At 72.2% G+C, this 15,532-nt stretch carries 14 protein-coding genes; 12 read left to right on the top strand and 2 right to left on the bottom strand.

The window, feature by feature from the left end:
* Positions 1-161: 161 nt before the first annotated feature.
* From ACFVWU_RS24685 to folE, 5 genes are all read left to right on the top strand, one after another.
* The gene (locus ACFVWU_RS24685; protein WP_387624821.1) at positions 162-1,346 is read left to right on the top strand and encodes a zinc-dependent metalloprotease; all 1,185 of its coding nucleotides are present in this window, start codon (positions 162-164) and stop codon (positions 1,344-1,346) included.
* A 309-nt stretch (positions 1,347-1,655) separates the two neighbouring features.
* Positions 1,656-2,783 carry a tRNA lysidine(34) synthetase TilS gene (tilS, locus tag ACFVWU_RS24680; protein ID WP_387624818.1) on the top strand — a complete coding sequence of 376 codons (1,128 nt, stop codon included), beginning with the start codon at positions 1,656-1,658 and terminating at the stop codon, positions 2,781-2,783.
* Positions 2,784-2,853: 70 nt separating this feature from the next.
* Positions 2,854-3,408 carry a hypoxanthine phosphoribosyltransferase gene (gene hpt / locus ACFVWU_RS24675; RefSeq protein WP_030059589.1) on the top strand — a complete coding sequence of 185 codons (555 nt, stop codon included), beginning with the start codon at positions 2,854-2,856 and terminating at the stop codon, positions 3,406-3,408.
* A 227-nt stretch (positions 3,409-3,635) separates the two neighbouring features.
* Entirely contained in the window at positions 3,636-5,693 is a 2,058-nt protein-coding gene (ftsH, locus tag ACFVWU_RS24670) for an ATP-dependent zinc metalloprotease FtsH (RefSeq protein ID WP_387624816.1), read from the top strand.
* A gap of 107 nt (positions 5,694-5,800) precedes the next feature.
* The gene (gene folE, locus ACFVWU_RS24665) at positions 5,801-6,406 is read left to right on the top strand and encodes a GTP cyclohydrolase I FolE (RefSeq protein ID WP_387624813.1); all 606 of its coding nucleotides are present in this window, start codon (positions 5,801-5,803) and stop codon (positions 6,404-6,406) included.
* Between the two features lie 35 nt (positions 6,407-6,441).
* Here the strand turns inward: folE and ACFVWU_RS24660 are convergent, their stop codons facing one another.
* Positions 6,442-7,230 carry a ferritin-like domain-containing protein gene (locus ACFVWU_RS24660; RefSeq protein WP_387624810.1) on the bottom strand — a complete coding sequence of 263 codons (789 nt, stop codon included), beginning with the start codon at positions 7,228-7,230 and terminating at the stop codon, positions 6,442-6,444.
* A 132-nt stretch (positions 7,231-7,362) separates the two neighbouring features.
* Positions 7,363-8,517 carry an alpha/beta hydrolase gene (locus tag ACFVWU_RS24655; protein WP_387624807.1) on the bottom strand — a complete coding sequence of 385 codons (1,155 nt, stop codon included), beginning with the start codon at positions 8,515-8,517 and terminating at the stop codon, positions 7,363-7,365.
* 368 nt (positions 8,518-8,885) lie between these two features.
* Here ACFVWU_RS24655 and ACFVWU_RS24650 point away from each other — a divergent pair, with 368 nt between their 5' ends.
* The 7 genes from ACFVWU_RS24650 to ACFVWU_RS24620 all read left to right on the top strand — a co-directional run bounded on the left by ACFVWU_RS24650 (position 8,886) and on the right by ACFVWU_RS24620 (position 15,492).
* Complete coding sequence (locus tag ACFVWU_RS24650) at positions 8,886-10,730, top strand: phosphatidylglycerol lysyltransferase domain-containing protein (protein ID WP_387624804.1); 1,845 nt, start codon at positions 8,886-8,888, stop codon at positions 10,728-10,730.
* A gap of 75 nt (positions 10,731-10,805) precedes the next feature.
* The gene (gene folP / locus ACFVWU_RS24645; RefSeq protein ID WP_387624801.1) at positions 10,806-11,687 is read left to right on the top strand and encodes a dihydropteroate synthase; all 882 of its coding nucleotides are present in this window, start codon (positions 10,806-10,808) and stop codon (positions 11,685-11,687) included.
* A gap of 10 nt (positions 11,688-11,697) precedes the next feature.
* A complete protein-coding gene (locus ACFVWU_RS24640) occupies positions 11,698-12,195 on the top strand; it encodes a nuclear transport factor 2 family protein (protein ID WP_387624798.1) in 498 nt (165 codons plus the stop codon).
* A gap of 247 nt (positions 12,196-12,442) precedes the next feature.
* On the top strand, positions 12,443-12,802 hold the full coding sequence (folB, locus tag ACFVWU_RS24635; RefSeq protein WP_030288941.1) for a dihydroneopterin aldolase: 360 nt from the start codon (positions 12,443-12,445) through the stop codon (positions 12,800-12,802).
* 43 nt (positions 12,803-12,845) lie between these two features.
* Complete coding sequence (gene folK / locus ACFVWU_RS24630; RefSeq protein WP_387624795.1) at positions 12,846-13,445, top strand: 2-amino-4-hydroxy-6-hydroxymethyldihydropteridine diphosphokinase; 600 nt, start codon at positions 12,846-12,848, stop codon at positions 13,443-13,445.
* A 178-nt stretch (positions 13,446-13,623) separates the two neighbouring features.
* Positions 13,624-14,112: a DUF3180 domain-containing protein gene (locus ACFVWU_RS24625; RefSeq protein WP_387624792.1), complete on the top strand. Its 489-nt coding sequence runs from the start codon at positions 13,624-13,626 to the stop codon at positions 14,110-14,112.
* A 201-nt stretch (positions 14,113-14,313) separates the two neighbouring features.
* Complete coding sequence (locus tag ACFVWU_RS24620; RefSeq protein WP_387624789.1) at positions 14,314-15,492, top strand: hypothetical protein; 1,179 nt, start codon at positions 14,314-14,316, stop codon at positions 15,490-15,492.
* Positions 15,493-15,532: the final 40 nt, after the last annotated feature.

The following is a 15,532-nucleotide window of genomic DNA, read 5'->3' as shown; positions in this document are numbered from 1 at the left end:
GTGCGGGGGCGGGCAGGGTGGCTGCAGGGCGGGCGGATTCGCCCGCCGGCCGAGCCCGTGAACCGGTGCCTCCGTCCGGCGGTCGCGGCTCCCGGTCGGGCCGGGCGGATGTTCGGGGCGGGTGGCTGCCGTCGGTGGTGGGGAGCACGTACCGTGAGGGCATGACGAGCGCGAGTGGTGGGGCTGACATGGTCGACTGGAATCTCGCGGTCGCAACCGCGACCAGGCTGGTGCGGCCGGGGCCGGAGGTGAGCCGGGCGGAGGCGGCGGCGGTGGTCGCCGAGCTGCGCCGGCACGCCCTGGAGGCCGAGGAGCACGTGCGGGCGTTCACCGGGATGCGGTCGAGCAGTCTGACCGCGGCCGCCGCCACCCCGGTGCTGGTGGTGGACCGCCCGGGGTGGGTGCGGGCGAACGTGGCGGGTTTCCGGACGGTCGTCCAGCCGCTGGTGGAGAAGCTGCAGGCGCGTCGGGCGAACAGCGCGGCGGCGGGCGTGTTCGGCGCGGTGGGGGAGAAGGCCACCGGGATCGAGGTCGGGGCGCTGCTGGCGTTCCTGGCCACCAAGGTGCTGGGCCAGTACGAGACCTTCGCCCCGGCGGAGCCCTCGCTGGAGGCGCCGGACAGTCCGGCGACGCTGTTCGACAAGCCGCGGCTGGGCCCGGAGGGCCCCGGCCCGGGCCGGCTGCTGCTGGTGGCGCCGAACATCGTGCACGTCGAGCGCGAGCTGGACGTCGACCCGTCCGACTTCCGGCTCTGGGTCTGCCTGCACGAGGAGACGCACCGGACGCAGTTCACCGCGGTGCCGTGGCTGCGCGACCACATCCAGTCCGAGGTGCAGTCCTTCCTGGCCGAGACGGACGTCGACCCGGGCGCGCTGCTGGACCGGCTGCGGGACGCGGCGGGTTCGCTGGGCGGCGGCCTGCCGGGGGCGGGCGGCCGGGAGGGCCGGGAGAGCTCCCCCTCGGCGAACCTGCTGGAGATCGTCCAGTCGCCCGCGCAGCGGGAGATCCTGGGCCGGCTGACGGCGGTGATGTCGCTGCTGGAGGGCCACGCCGACGTGGTGATGGACGGCGTCGGCCCGGCCGTGGTGCCGACCGTCGCGGAGATCCGGGAGAAGTTCCAGCAGCGCCGTGACCGCGGGGCGAACCGGCTCGACCTGATGCTGCGCCGGCTGCTCGGCATGGACGCCAAGCTGCGCCAGTACCAGGACGGTGCGGTGTTCGTCCGCGCGGTGGTGGAGCAGGTCGGCATGGAGGGGTTCAACCGGGTGTGGACCTCCCCGAACACCCTGCCGACCAAGGACGAGATCCACGACCCGGCCGCCTGGGTCGCCCGGGTCGCGCGCTGAGAGCGCTGAGAGCGCTGAGGGCCGAGAGGACCTGGAGGGCCGAGAAGTCCGACAAGCCGGGACCGCCGCCGGTCGGTGGCGGTCAAACCCGCTCGTACGAGTGGTCCAATCGGGCAGATCGCGGGTGAAGATACGTTTCTCCATTCACCCGTACGTGGGACGGTGGTCGTACCGGTGGCGCGGGTGGCGTAGCGGGTCGCTCCTTTCTGCCACCATCTGTGAGCGCCCGGTAACGCGGCGCTCATGTCGGTGCGCGGTCCCCGCCGCTCCCGCCGCAGTCCTGTCCCCTCCGCCGAGGAGTCGTCCGCCGTGGGCCCTCACCCCGCCGTAGCCGCGATACGCCTGGCCGTTCGCCGTACGCTCGCCGACCTCGCCGCCGAGGCCGGTACCACCTTCACCGCGCCCGTGCGCGAACCCCGCGAGCGCCCGGCCGGGGCGCCGCTGGTCGGTGCCGCCGTCGGCACCACCCTGATCGGCAACGCCGCGCGCCACCCCTCCGGGCTGCCCCGCACCCCGGCCGCCCCCGGTTCGCCGCTGGTCCTGGTCGCGGTCAGCGGCGGCGCGGACTCGATGGCGCTGGCCATCGCCGCCGCCTTCGAGGCCCCCAAGATCGGTCTGCGGGTCGGCGCCGTCACCGTCGACCACGGCCTGCAGCCCGGCTCCGCCGACCGTGCCGCCCAGGTCGCCGAGCGGCTGCGCTCGCTGGGCCTGGACCCGGTCGAGGCGATCCCGGTGCGGGTCGGCCGCTCGGGCGGCCCCGAGGCCGCCGCCCGGGACGCCCGCTACGCCGCCCTGGACGAGGCCGCCGAGCGGCTCGGCGCGATCGCCGTGCTGCTCGGCCACACCCGGGACGACCAGGCCGAGACCGTCCTGCTGGGCCTGGCCCGCGGTTCGGGCGCCCGCTCGCTGGCCGGGATGCCGGCCCAGAAGGGCCGCTACCGCCGTCCGCTGCTGGAGCTGGACCGCGCGGCCACCCGACAGGCCTGCTCCGCCCAGGCGATCCCGGTCTGGGACGACCCGCACAACTGTGATCCCGCCTACACCCGCTCCCGGGTCCGCCACGAGGTGCTGCCGGTGCTGGAGAAGCACCTGGGCGGCGGAGTGGTGGAGGCGCTGGCCCGCACCGCCCGGCTGTTCCGCGACGACGCGGACGCCCTCGACCAGTGGGCCGCTCTGGCCGAACGCGACCTCCGTACGGGCGAAGGCGCCCTGGACGCCGTGAAACTGGCCGAACTGCCGCCCGCCGTACGGCGTCGGGTGCTGCGCCGGGCCGCGCTCCGCGCGGGCTGTCCGGCCGGGGACCTGTTCGCGCGGCACCTGGAGGCGGTGGACCTGCTGGTCACCGGATGGCGGGGTCAGGGGCCGCTGCACCTACCCGGGGGCGTCGAGGCCACCCGCAGGTGTGGCACGCTGGTCTTTCGGCGGCAGGGCGACTGAGGGCGAGGCATGTCCCGGGGGAGCCGGCCGTCGGCCACACAGACCCCGAACGTTTGAGGACGTATCCCCGGTGGACCAGAACGACATGGGCGCTGACCTCGCGAAGGTGCTCATCAGCAAGGACGAGATCGACGCCAAGCTCCTGGAGCTGGCCGAGCGGATCGACCGGGACTACGCAGGCAAGGACCTGCTGATCGTCGGCGTCCTCAAGGGGGCCGTGATGGTCATGGCCGACCTGGCCCGTGCCCTGCACTCGCAGGTGACCATGGACTGGATGGCGGTCTCCTCGTACGGCATGGGTACCAAGTCCTCGGGCGTGGTGCGCATCCTGAAGGACCTGGACACCGACATCGCCGGCCGTGACGTCCTGATCGTCGAGGACATCATCGACTCCGGTCTGACGCTGTCCTGGCTGCTGGGCAACCTGGGCTCGCGCGGCCCGGCCTCGCTGGAGGTCTGCACCCTGCTGCGCAAGCCGGACGCCGCCAAGGTCGAGATCGACGTGAAGTACGTCGGTTTCGACATCCCGAACGAGTTCGTGGTCGGCTACGGCCTGGACTACGCGGAGAAGCTGCGTAACCTCCCCTTCATCGGGACCCTCGCCCCGCACGTCTACGGCGGCTGAGGGCCCCGTTCGGGCGACGGGCGGGAACAGTAGGTGGTTCCCGCCCGTTCGACCGGGGGGACAAAGAACGACAGCCGTGTCGCTAGCGCTCCCGCCACGGGCGGGTCCGACTGCGGTACGGTCCAATAAACCGCTCTTCATATGAGCACCGACCGGATGCGCCGCGGCCCACAGCCTCCCGGCGCCGCTGAGTGGCAGGAGGGACGGGGCGGCAACGCCCCGCATGGATGGACGTCAAGCGATACTTCCGTGCGCCGATCATGTGGATCGTGCTGGCCGTCCTCGCCGTCATCGTACTGATGCAGGTCGTTTCGGACTCGAACGGCTACAAGACGGTGGACACCGGTCAGGTCGTCGCGGCGATCGACGCGCACAATGTCAAGTCCGCGCAGATCACCACTGGTGACTCGAACACGATCAAGATCCAGCTGAAGGACGGCGCCACGCTGTCCCCCGCCGGCACGGGCAAGGCCCCGTCCGGCAGCAAGTTCCAGGCCTCGTACATCGGCGACCAGGGTGTCGCGATCGCCGACAAGCTGCAGGCCCAGATCAACGACAAGGACCCGAACACACTCTCCGAGGGCTACACCGTCAGCCCGGAGAAGCAGAGCACCTTCGTCAGCCTGCTGCTGTCGATGCTGCCGATCGTGATCATCGTCCTGGTCTTCCTGTTCCTGATGAACCAGATGCAGGGCGGCGGCTCCCGCGTCATGCAGTTCGGCAAGTCCAAGGCCAAGCTGCTCACCAAGGACACCCCGAAGACCACCTTCGCCGACGTCGCCGGTGCCGACGAGGCGGTCGAGGAGCTCCACGAGATCAAGGAGTTCCTGCAGGAGCCGGCCAAGTTCCAGGCCGTCGGCGCCAAGATCCCCAAGGGCGTGCTGCTCTACGGCCCGCCCGGTACCGGTAAGACCCTGCTGGCGCGTGCCGTCGCGGGCGAGGCCGGGGTGCCGTTCTACTCCATCTCCGGCTCGGACTTCGTCGAGATGTTCGTCGGTGTCGGTGCCAGCCGGGTCCGTGACCTGTTCGAGCAGGCCAAGGCGAACGCCCCGGCGATCGTCTTCGTCGACGAGATCGACGCCGTCGGCCGGCACCGCGGTGCGGGCCTCGGCGGCGGCCACGACGAGCGCGAGCAGACCCTCAACCAGCTGCTGGTCGAGATGGACGGCTTCGACGTCAAGGGCGGCGTGATCCTGATCGCCGCGACCAACCGCCCCGACATCCTGGACCCGGCGCTGCTGCGCCCGGGCCGCTTCGACCGCCAGATCGCGGTGGAGCGCCCCGATCTCCAGGGCCGCCTGGACATCCTCAAGGTGCACCAGAAGGGCAAGCCGATCGCGCCCGACGTCGACCTGTCGGCCGTCGCCAAGCGCACCCCCGGCTTCACCGGCGCCGACCTCTCGAACGTGCTCAACGAGGCCGCGCTGCTGACCGCCCGCTCGGACAAGAAGCTGATCGACAACGGCATCCTGGACGAGGCGATCGACCGCGTCGTGGCCGGTCCGCAGAAGCGCACGCGGATCATGTCCGACAAGGAGAAGAAGATCACCGCGTACCACGAGGGCGGTCACGCCCTGGTCGCGGCGGCCTGCCAGTACAGCGACCCGGTGCACAAGATCACCATCCTGTCCCGCGGCCGGGCCCTCGGCTACACCATGGTGCTGCCGGACGAGGACAAGTACTCCACCACCCGCAACGAGATGCTCGACCAGCTGGCCTACATGCTGGGCGGGCGCGCGGCGGAGGAGCTGGTCTTCCACGACCCGACCACCGGTGCCTCGAACGACATCGAGAAGGCCACCGCCACCGCGCGGGCCATGGTCACCCAGTACGGCATGACCGAGCGCCTGGGTGCGATCAAGTTCGGCAGCGACAACTCGGAGCCGTTCCTGGGCCGTGAGATGGGCCACCAGCGCGACTACTCGGAAGAGGTCGCCGCGCTGGTCGACGAGGAGGTCAAGAAGCTCATCGAGAGCGCGCACAACGAGGCCTGGGAGATCCTGGTCGAGAACCGCGACGTGCTCGACAACCTGGTTCTGGAGCTCCTGGAGAAGGAGACCCTGAACAAGGAGCAGATCGCCGAGATCTTCGCCCCCGTGGTCAAGCGCCCGGCCCGGCCGGCCTGGACGGGCTCCACCCGTCGTACGCCGTCCACCCGGCCGCCGGTGCAGTCGCCGAAGGAGCTGGCGCTCACCAACGGCGCCGCCGCCGTCGTCGACACCGCTCCGGTGGACATCGTGAAGCTCCCGCCGATGCCGGCCACCGAGCCGCCGACCGAGAGCTGAGCAGGGCACTCGTACGGAATGGATGCCGCGTCACCAGGGTTTGTACCCTGGAGGCGCGGCATCCGTGCTGTTCAGCCAGAGTCTTCCCACAAGTAAGCGAGGCCCGCATGATCGACCCGGTGACGCTCGACGGTCCGCCCGCCGTCGGGATCTTCGACCAGAAGCGGGCCGAGAACGCCATCCGCGAGCTGTTGCTCGCCGTGGGGGAGGATCCGGACCGCGAGGGCCTGATGGAGACCCCGGCCCGGGTGGCGCGGGCCTACAAGGAGATATTCGCGGGTCTGTGGCAGGAGCCGGAGGAGGTCCTGACCACCACCTTCGACCTCGGCCACGACGAGATGGTGCTGGTCAAGGACATCGAGCTGACCTCGGTCTGCGAGCACCACCTGGTGCCGTTCCGCGGGGTGGCGCACGTCGGGTACATCCCGTCCACCAGCGGCAAGATCACCGGCCTGTCCAAGCTGGCCCGGCTGGTCGACGTCTACGCCCGCCGCCCGCAGGTGCAGGAGCGGCTGACCAGCCAGGTGGCCGACGCGCTGATGCGGATCCTGGAGCCGCGCGGGGCGATCGTCGTGGTCGAGTGCGAGCACATGTGCATGTCGATGCGCGGCATCCGCAAGCCCGGCGCCAAGACCATCACCTCCTGCGTGCGCGGCCAGCTGCGCGACCCGGCCACCCGGGCCGAGGCGATGAGCCTCATCATCGGTCGGTAGCGGCCTCGGCCGGCAACGGCCGGAAGACGGACGACTCAGGGCACCTCGTGCTCCGCGTGCGGCGGAGCCGGGGTGCCCAGCGCGTTGCGGCGCTCGGGCATCCGCAGGGTGACCATCCGGCGCCAGCCGAAGGCGCGGTCGTACAGGTACAGCGCGCGCACCCCGAGGGTGACCAGCGCGAGCTGCCAGCGCGGCCAGCGCAGGATCCGGGCCATCCGGGCGGTGACCGCGAGCCCGACGTCCCGGTGGGTGCGGATCTCGCCGCGGGCGCTGGTCTCCAGGGTGTGCCGGATGTACGGGCCGTGGCCCTCGGCGCGCAGCCGCAGCAGCTCCTCGTGGCAGTACGCGAGGTGGTTGTCCTCGTCGGCGGAGATCATCCGCATCGCCCGGCCGAGATCCGGGTTGTCCCCGTACACCTTGACCAGCCGGCGCATCTGCTCGGCGGCGCGCTGTTCGGTGACCCGGCTGTGCGCGAGGTAGGTGATGATCTCACGGTCGGTCAGCGGGACGTCGCTGTTCAGCCGCTCGTGCGAGAGCCCGACGCCCTGGCGCTCCAGCAGCATGCAGTAGTCGGCCTCGTCCGGGACGGGCACCTTGGGCAGGCCGCGCTTGTTCAGCAGCTGGGTGAAGATCCGGCCGTGCTTGCGTTCGTCCGCGCCGTGCCGGGCGACCTTCGGGGCGAGGGCCGGGTCCCGGGTGAGGGCGGTGATCCGCTCGTTCTCCCAGCCGCCCTGGTCCTCGCCGCCGGCCGCGATGCTGCAGAACAGCTGGTAGGCCTGGTCGTTCCGGTAGATCTCGTTGAAGAGCGAGCGGGTGCTCAGCACGGCGCCTCCTGCGCGGATCCGGGGCGGTGCCCGCGGGAAGTCGGACGGGCGGCCGCGATACGTTCCCCCCGGTCGGCCCGGCCGGCTGGCCAGGCCGACCGGCGGGTAATCACTCACACACGCCAGCGCCGGTCACCCCAGGTGCGAGCCCAGCCATTCGAGCGAGGCGGGCAGCTCCCTGGTCCAGCTGTCGAAGTTGTGGCCGCCGTCGTCCAGGAAGAGCGACTCGACCTTGAACTGCGGATTGGTCGCGGCGACCCGGGTGGCCTGGTCGACGAACTGGACCGTCAGCGGGTAGTCCGACTCCTTGCGGGTGGAGACCACCAGCAGGTTGAGCGGCGGGGCCGGGAGGTTCTGCAGCCGCCAGCCGAGGTCGTGCTGCTGCGTCAGCGTCTTGTCGCCGTTGAAGAGGTCGCCGCCGGTGTACTGGTCCTGGCGCACCGAGACGTCGCCGTGCAGGCCGGCCGCGTTGCCGTAGACGTTCGGGAAGCGCATCGACAGGCGCATCGCGCAGCTGCCGCCGGTGGAGTAGCCGATCAGGCCCCAGGAACCGGCCGAGCGCCCGAGCCGGTAGGTGCTGTGCAGCGCCCCGGGCAGGTCCTTGACGAACCAGGTCTCGGTGCGGGGCCCGCCGGGGACGTCCACGCACTCGGTGTCCCGGGACGGGACGACCGCCGGGCGGGCCAGTACCAGGACGGTCGGCGGCATCCTGCCGGAGTGCTGCAGCTCGATCGCGGTCTGCAGCAGCGGCAGCTCCTTCATCAGGTTCAGGGTGGTGCCCGGGTAGCCGGCGATGGCCACCACGGCCGGGAAGCGGACCAGCGCGAACTTCGGGTCGAAGTACGCGGGCGGCAGGTAGACGAACATCTGGTCGGCGAAGCCGGTCTCCTTGCCGCTGACCCGGACCGACTCGACCTTGCCGACCTGTTCGGGCGTGCCCTTGGGCAGGTTGTCGATGGTCTCCAGGCCGCCCTCGTCGGTCGGCTGGATCAGCTGCTCGGAGACCGGGGTGCCGCCCTTGCGGTTCTCGTTGCTGGTCAGCGCGTGCTTGGCGCCGCCGGGGTCGAGCAGGTCGTTCCAGGAGGCGTAGAAGCCGAAGGAGTTGTTCACCGACAGCGCCAGCACTGCCACGATCGACACCTGAACGACCGTCAGCAGGCCGATCCGGCCGAGCACCGGCAACGGGCGCTGCCGGGCCAGCCGGGGCCAGATCCACAGCGTGGTGAGAAGGGTCGCGGCGCCGAGGGCGAGCAGCGAGTTCACCAGTGCGTCGCTGGTCAGTTCCATGCCGTCGGCCTTCCGGTGGGGCGCTGTCGGTGCAGGCTTCATCGTCTGGCGGTCCGTCAGGCCGGGCCACCGCTGCTAGGCCGACCGGATGCCCGGGAGGGCGGAGGAGAGCGGGGGCAACCGGCGCCCTAGAATGCGGCGTCCACCGGTACGTAATGCGTACCGGGGGGCCCGGACCCGCCTCGCGGCGGCGGGCCCCAGGCTCCCACCCCCGGCTCAACCGCAGCGCACCCACGGCACCGGTTTACCTACCGTTTCCGGATCCTTGGTATGCGCATGGCCTGATGAAGGAATAGGCATGAAGGTCCATCACACGTGCTCCCCCGGAGTGACCGGACACCGCCCCGCAGCCTCTACGCTGAGCTTCCATGAGTGTTCCCGTGTCCGTTGAGCCGAGCCCCGAGCAGCCGCCGCCGCCCCGTCGGCGCGGTCTGCAGACGCTGCGCAACCAGGCGGCCGCCGTCCCGAGGGCCTGGCTCCCGGGAGCGGTCGGCTACGCCTGTCTGCTGATCGGGCTGATGGACATCGCCAGCGCGGTGTTCCCCAAGCTCCGGCACACCAAGATGCACACCTTCGCCGGGCAGCTGCCGGGCGGCACCACCAGCCTGGCCGCGGTCGGCACGCTGATGGTCGGCATCCTGCTGGTGCCGCTGGCGCACGCGCTGCGCCGTCGCAAGCGGCGGGCCTGGCGCGCGGTCTGCGTGCTGCTGCCGGTCAGCGCCGCGCTGCACATCGTCCGCTGGCACCAGATCGGCCCGGCGGTCGTCTCGCTGGTGGTCCTCGCCGTGATGCTGGTGCACCAGCGCGAGTTCTACGCCAAGGCCGACCCGCGCACCCGCTGGGGCGCGGTGGTCAACCTGGTCGTGATGGGCACCCTCAGCGTGCTGCTCGGCCTGCTGATCGTGAGCACCCGCACCCGGTACGAGGTCGGGCACCCGGCGATCATGGAGCGGCTGCAGCACGTCGGGTACGGACTGTTCGGCTTCGAGGGCCCGATCCGCTACACCAACATGCGGATGTCCGACCTGGTGGCCTACCTGCTCGGCGGGCTCGGCCTGCTGACCGCCTTCACCACCGCCTACCTGGCGCTGCGCCCCGGCAAGCCGAAGCCGGAGCTCACCGCCGAGGACGAGGACAAGGTCCGCGAGCTGCTCAAGCGGCACGGCGAGCGCGACTCGCTCGGCTACTTCGCGCTGCGCCGCGACAAGAGCGTGCTGTTCTCGCCCACCGGCAAGGCCGCGATCTCCTACCGGGTGGTCTCCGGCGTGATGCTGGCCTCCGGCGACCCGGTCGGCGACGTCGAGGCCTGGCCGGGCGCGATCAAGGTGTTCATGGCCGAGGCCCGCGAGCACGCCTGGGTGCCGGCCGTGATGGGCTGCAGCGAGGTCGGCGGCGAGGTCTGGACCCGTGAGGCGGGTCTGGACGCGCTGGAGCTGGGCGACGAGGCGATCGTCGACACCTCGACCTTCTCGCTGGCCGGCCGCGCCATGCGCAACGTGCGCCAGATGGTCAAGCGGATCGAGCGCAACGGCTACTCCTGCAAGGTGCGCCGGGTCTCCGAGCTCACCGCGGACGAGAAGTACCGGATCGCCGACGCCGCCGCCCGCTGGCGCGGCACCGACACCGAGCGCGGCTTCTCGATGGCCCTGGGCCGCTTCGGCGACCCGCTGGACGACGACTGCGTCGTGGTCACCGCCCACAAGGCCCCGGAGGAGGGCGAGAGCGGCGACGACCTGAAGGCCGTGCTGCACTTCGTGCCCTGGGGGCCGGACGGCATCTCGCTGGAGCTGATGCGCCGCGACCGCGCCGCCGACCCGGGCCTGAACGAGCTGCTGATCGTCGCCGCCCTGCAGGCCGTGGGCGCCATGGGCATCCGCCGGGTGTCGCTCAACTTCGCGATGTTCCGCTCGGCGCTGGCCCGCGGCGAGCGGATCGGCGCCGGCCCGGTGCTGCGCGCCTGGCGCGGACTGCTGGTCTTCCTGTCCCGCTGGTTCCAGATCGAGTCGCTGTACAAGTTCAACGCCAAGTTCCAGCCCGAGTGGGAGCCGCGCTTCCTGGTCTTCCCGAACACCCGGGACCTGCCGCGGATCGGCTTCGCCGCGATGCAGGCGGAGGCCTTCATCACCCTGGGCATGCCGCGCTTCGGCCGCAAGCGCCAGCGGGAGGGCCTGATGCCCGTCCCGTCGACCCGTGAGGCCACCGAGGCCGCCTGAGGCTCCTCGACACCGTCCGGGGCCCCCGCCGAGAACGCTCGGCGGGGGCCCCGTTCGACAATGGTCCGGTCGATAATGGGCAGCATGAACGATTCGCCGTCCTTCTCCCTGCCGGCCGGACTGCCGCGGCTCGACCGCTGCGCGGTGATGGGCGTGGTCAACGTCACGCCCGACTCCTTCTCGGACGGCGGGCTCTGGTTCGACCCCGCCAAGGCGATCGCGCACGGGCTGGCCCTGCGCGCCCGCGGCGCGGACCTGGTGGACGTCGGTGGCGAGTCCACCCGGCCCGGCTCGCAGCGGGTGCCCGAGGAGGAGGAGCTGCGCCGAGTGCTGCCGGTGGTGCGCGAACTCGCCGCCGCCGGGATGGTGGTGTCCGTCGACACCATGCGGGCCTCGGTCGCCGAGCGGGCCGTGGAGGCCGGCGCCGCGATCGTCAACGACGTCTCCGGCGGGCTCGCCGACCCGGCGATGGCCCGGGTGGTCGCCGAGACCGGCGCTCCCTTCGTGGTGATGCACTGGCGCGGGCAGTCCGCCGACATGGACCGGCTGGCCGTCTACGACGACGTGGTCACCGACGTGGTCGCCGAGCTGACCGACCGGATGGACGCCCTGCTGGCCGCCGGGGTCAAGGAGGACCAGCTGATCCTCGACCCGGGGCTCGGCTTCGCCAAGACCGCCGGGCACAACTGGGCGCTGCTCGGCCGACTGGACGCGCTCACCGCGCTCGGCCGTCCCGTGCTCGTCGCCGCTTCGCGCAAGCGGTTCCTGGGTACGCTGCTCGCCGACCCGGAAACCGGGGAGCTGCGCCCGGCCCGCGAGCGGGACGACGCGACCGCGGCGGTCTCGGTGCTGTCGGCCCAGGCCGGTGCCTGGGCGGTACGGGTGCACGACGTGTCCGGTACGGCGGACGCCGTCCGCGTGGTCGCGGCCTGGCAGCGCGCGGCGCGGCTGGGGTGAGGGAGGGTCTGTGACAGGTGACGGCAGGTTGAGCGGCGCGGCGGCAGGAAAGGCCCACGAGGTGGACCTGGAGGCGGTGCTCGCGGCGAACCGGGGGTTCTACGAGGCGCTGGAGCGGGGGGACGTCGAGGCGGTCGAGGAGGCCTGGCTGGGCCCGGAGTACGCCGACGACAAGGGTGGCGTGGTGTGCGTGCACCCCGGCTGGCCGGTGCTGCGCGGGCGGGCGCAGGTGACCCGCTCGTACATGCTGATCATGATGAACACGGAGTACATCCAGTTCTTCCTGACCGATGTCGAGGCCGAGGTCCACGGAGATGTGGCCCTTGTCACGTGCACCGAGAACATCCTCTCCGGCGGTGAGGCGGAGGAGGAGGGGGAACTCGGGCCGCTGGTCGGCGGAAAGGTCGTCTCCAGCAATCTGTTCCGCCGCACCCCGGCCGGGTGGAAGCTCTGGTCGCACCACGGTTCACCCGTTCTGACCAGCGGCGACGAGGACGACGAGGACTGATTTCCACGGTCGCGGAAAATCGGCGCCGGACCGTCGCCGGGGAATTTCCGAGTGGACACCGAACGTTCACGTCAATCGCCGGATCGGTGCGCGTGGCGACGGTTCGTGCCGGGTAGGACGGTCAGGCGTTGTCCGCGCTCGCGGGTAGATTCGAAACGGAGTGGCGGGTGTGCTGCCCGCCGTCGCCCTGCCCGTCCATGCCTTTCTCCGGGCGGGGCCCGTCCGACTGGGAGCAGTGATTCGTTTGCTGGACCGCGTCACCCTGCGGGGGCTGCGAGCCCGGGGCCACCACGGCGTCTTCGAGCGCGAGCGTGTCGAGGGCCAGACCTTCGTGGTCGATCTCGTGCTGTACCTGGACACCCGCCCCGCCGCGTCCGGAGACGACCTCACCCGCACGGCGCACTACGGCATCGTGGCCGAGGAGGTCACCGCGATCATCGCCGGGGAACCGGTCGACCTGATCGAGACCCTGGCCCAGCGCATCGCCGACCAGTGCCTGAAGCACGACGCGGTCGAGGAGGTCGAGGTCACCGTGCACAAGCCGGACGCCCCGATCACCGTGCCGTTCGACGACGTGACCGTGACCATCCACCGGGGCCGCGCATGACCCCCACCGCGCGCCTGGTTTCCGATGCAGAGGGATTTCTTCGATGAACAGCAGTGACCCGATCGCCGAGCCGAACGCGTTCGACCTGGAGAGCCGGGTGGACTCCGCCGACACCACGCTGCACAGCCAGCACTGCGCGGTGATCGCGCTCGGCAGCAACCTGGGCAACCGGCTGGACACCCTGCAGGGTGCCGTCGACGCGCTCGCCGACACCCCCGGGCTGAGGATCAAGGCCGTCTCGGCCGTCTACGAGACCGAGGCCGTCGGCGGCCCGGACGAGCAGCCCAACTACTACAACGCGGTCGTCGTGCTGCGCACCTCGCTGCCCCCGCGGGACCTGCTGGAGCGCGGCAACGCGATCGAGGACGCCTTCGGGCGGGTCCGCGAGGTCCGCTGGGGTCCGCGCACCCTGGACGTCGACATCCTGGCCTACGAGGGCGTCGTCAGTGACGACCCGCAGCTGGTGCTGCCGCACCCGCGCTCGCACGAGCGGGCCTTCGTGCTCGCCCCGTGGTTGGACGCCCAGCCGGAGGCCGAGGTGCCCGGGCACGGGCAGGTCGCCGAGCTGCTGGCGGCGCTCGGCGGTCCGGACGCGCAGGGCGTGAAGCGCCGCGACGACATCCGGCTGACCCTGCCGGAGTAGCCCCCGCGAGAGATGCGCCCGCCACCGGTCGGCCGGGCGGGCCGGGGAACTCGGGCAGGGGGCCCGGCCGTACGAGTAGATGTCCGCCCGGCCCGGCCCGGTACGGTGGCCTGACGTCGCCGTGCCGGGCCACCGGCCGGCCGGCGGGCTCTGGTACCCCGGGAAGGACCTCCTCCGCGTGAAGCTGCTTCGCCTCCGCCTGCTGATCGGCATCACCGCCGCGACGACGGCACTGTCCTGGGCCGGTTCCAAGCTGTGGGCCTCCCTGGACACGCTGCCGGCCGTGCCGGCCGCGGCGCCGGCGGTACTGGCGGCGGTGGCGGTGATCCTGCTGGCGACCACGATCTCGCTGCGGTCCCGGCTGAAGGCGGTGCGCGAGCGGCTGCCCGGTGCGAAGCGGGTCGACCCGCTGCTGGCGGCCCGTGCGGTGGTGCTGGGGCAGGCCAGCGCGCTGGTCTCTTCGGTGGTCACCGGGATCTACGCCGGGGCCGGGATCTACCTGCTCGGCGAGCTGGACGTGTCGGCCCGCAAGGACCAGGCCGTCACCGCCGGGCTCGCGGTGCTGGCGGGGGCCGCGGTGATCGCGGCGGCGCTCTGGCTCCAGCACGTGTGCAAGCTGCCGGAGAACCACGACGACCCGAGCGGGCCGGCGGCCTCGCACCGCTGAGACGTCCGCGGGATCCGGAAGCCGGTCGTCGGCGGGTCGTCGGCGGGACATCGGTCCGCCGACGCCGGGACGTCGCTGAGCAGGCCCTTTTTAGTGATCTTGAGTGAAAAGCCGGGCACGTGCGGTAAAAACGACACCCTGTCAAGGGCGGAAGGGGACCCTGGGCTGACACGCCCCCAATTCGCACGCTAGTTTCTTGGCATGTCTCGCGGACGCCACCGTCATTCCTCCGTCCTCGGCCGGGTCCTTCCCCCCACCGCCGCCGGCGTACTGCTGGTCGCCGCACTGGCCGCTCTGCTTTTCAGTCAGGACACCATCCTGGTGCGCTCGGTGGGCGTCGCGGCGCTGATCGCGGTGCTCGGCTTCGCGCTGCTGCTGCGTCAGCGGGACAAGGCGGCCCGGGCGGCCGCCGAGATGTCCGCCGCGCAGCGGATGCGCGCCGAGGAGCGCTTCGAGGAGCAGTTGGCCGAGGCCGAGTACGCGGCCGAGGTCGCCGAGGAGCGGGCCACCCGGTTCGGGCGGCGGCTGACGGCGGAGAAGTCGCGGCTGGCCAAGGCCGAGACCGAGATCGCCCGGCTGCTGCGGGAGCGGGCCGTGACGGTGGCCGAGCAGGCGCTCAAGGAGGCCGAGGCGGCCCAGCGGGCGCTCGCCGCGAGCCGTCCGAAGTACCCGGCCAGCCCGGCCGCGTTCGTCCGCGCGGCGGCCGTGCTGCGGCTGCTGGCGCGGCGGGCGGCGGAGCAGGAGGCGCAGCGGGCGCGTACGGCGGGCGCGGAGGTCGCGCTGCGGGCGCCCGCGACGCAGCCGCTGAGCGGCACGGCCGCTTCGGCCGCGCCGGCGCCCAGGCCGGTGTCCGTGCCGGCCCCGGTCGTGCCCTCGGTGCCCACTCCCGCGCAGGCGCCGACGGGCCGGGCCCCGGCGCAGCCGAAGCCGGTGCAGCCCACCGCGCTGCGTCCGGCGCTGACCGCGACGGTCGGTCAGCTCGGCGGGACGCCGGGCGTTCCGGCCGCGGCGCCGGCCCCGGCCGAGCGGCAGCGGACGCGCCCGGCGCAGTCCGGGCAGGCTCGCGGGCAGGGCTTCAGCTTCTTCGGCCGCACCTCGGGTGCGGCGGTACGGGCGGCCGCTCCGGCGCCGGCGGTGGGCAGCATCGCCGAGCTGGGGGACCGTGCGGACCTGGCGGACGTGGTGGGCGACGAGGCGGTCGCCGCGAAGGCGAAGGCCGAGGCGCAGGCGGCGGAGTCGGCCGTGCCGGACGGCGCGCGGCCCGCGCCGTCGTCGGACGCGGCGGAGGAGCCGGAGCAGGGCGAGCCGACCGTGGTGGACCTGACGCCGGAGGACGAGACCGAGCTGATCGAGCTTCCGCAGCTGCGCGCCTCGCGCTGAGGAGCCCGCGCGAAAGCCCGCGGCGCGGGAAGTCGGACGG

Origin of the sequence: Kitasatospora sp. NPDC058190, from assembly GCF_042883685.1 — a bacterium.
Lineage (GTDB): Bacteria > Actinomycetota > Actinomycetes > Streptomycetales > Streptomycetaceae > Kitasatospora.
Note: the sequence above shows the minus strand (reverse complement) of the source record. Positions and strands in the feature narration are given on the sequence as shown.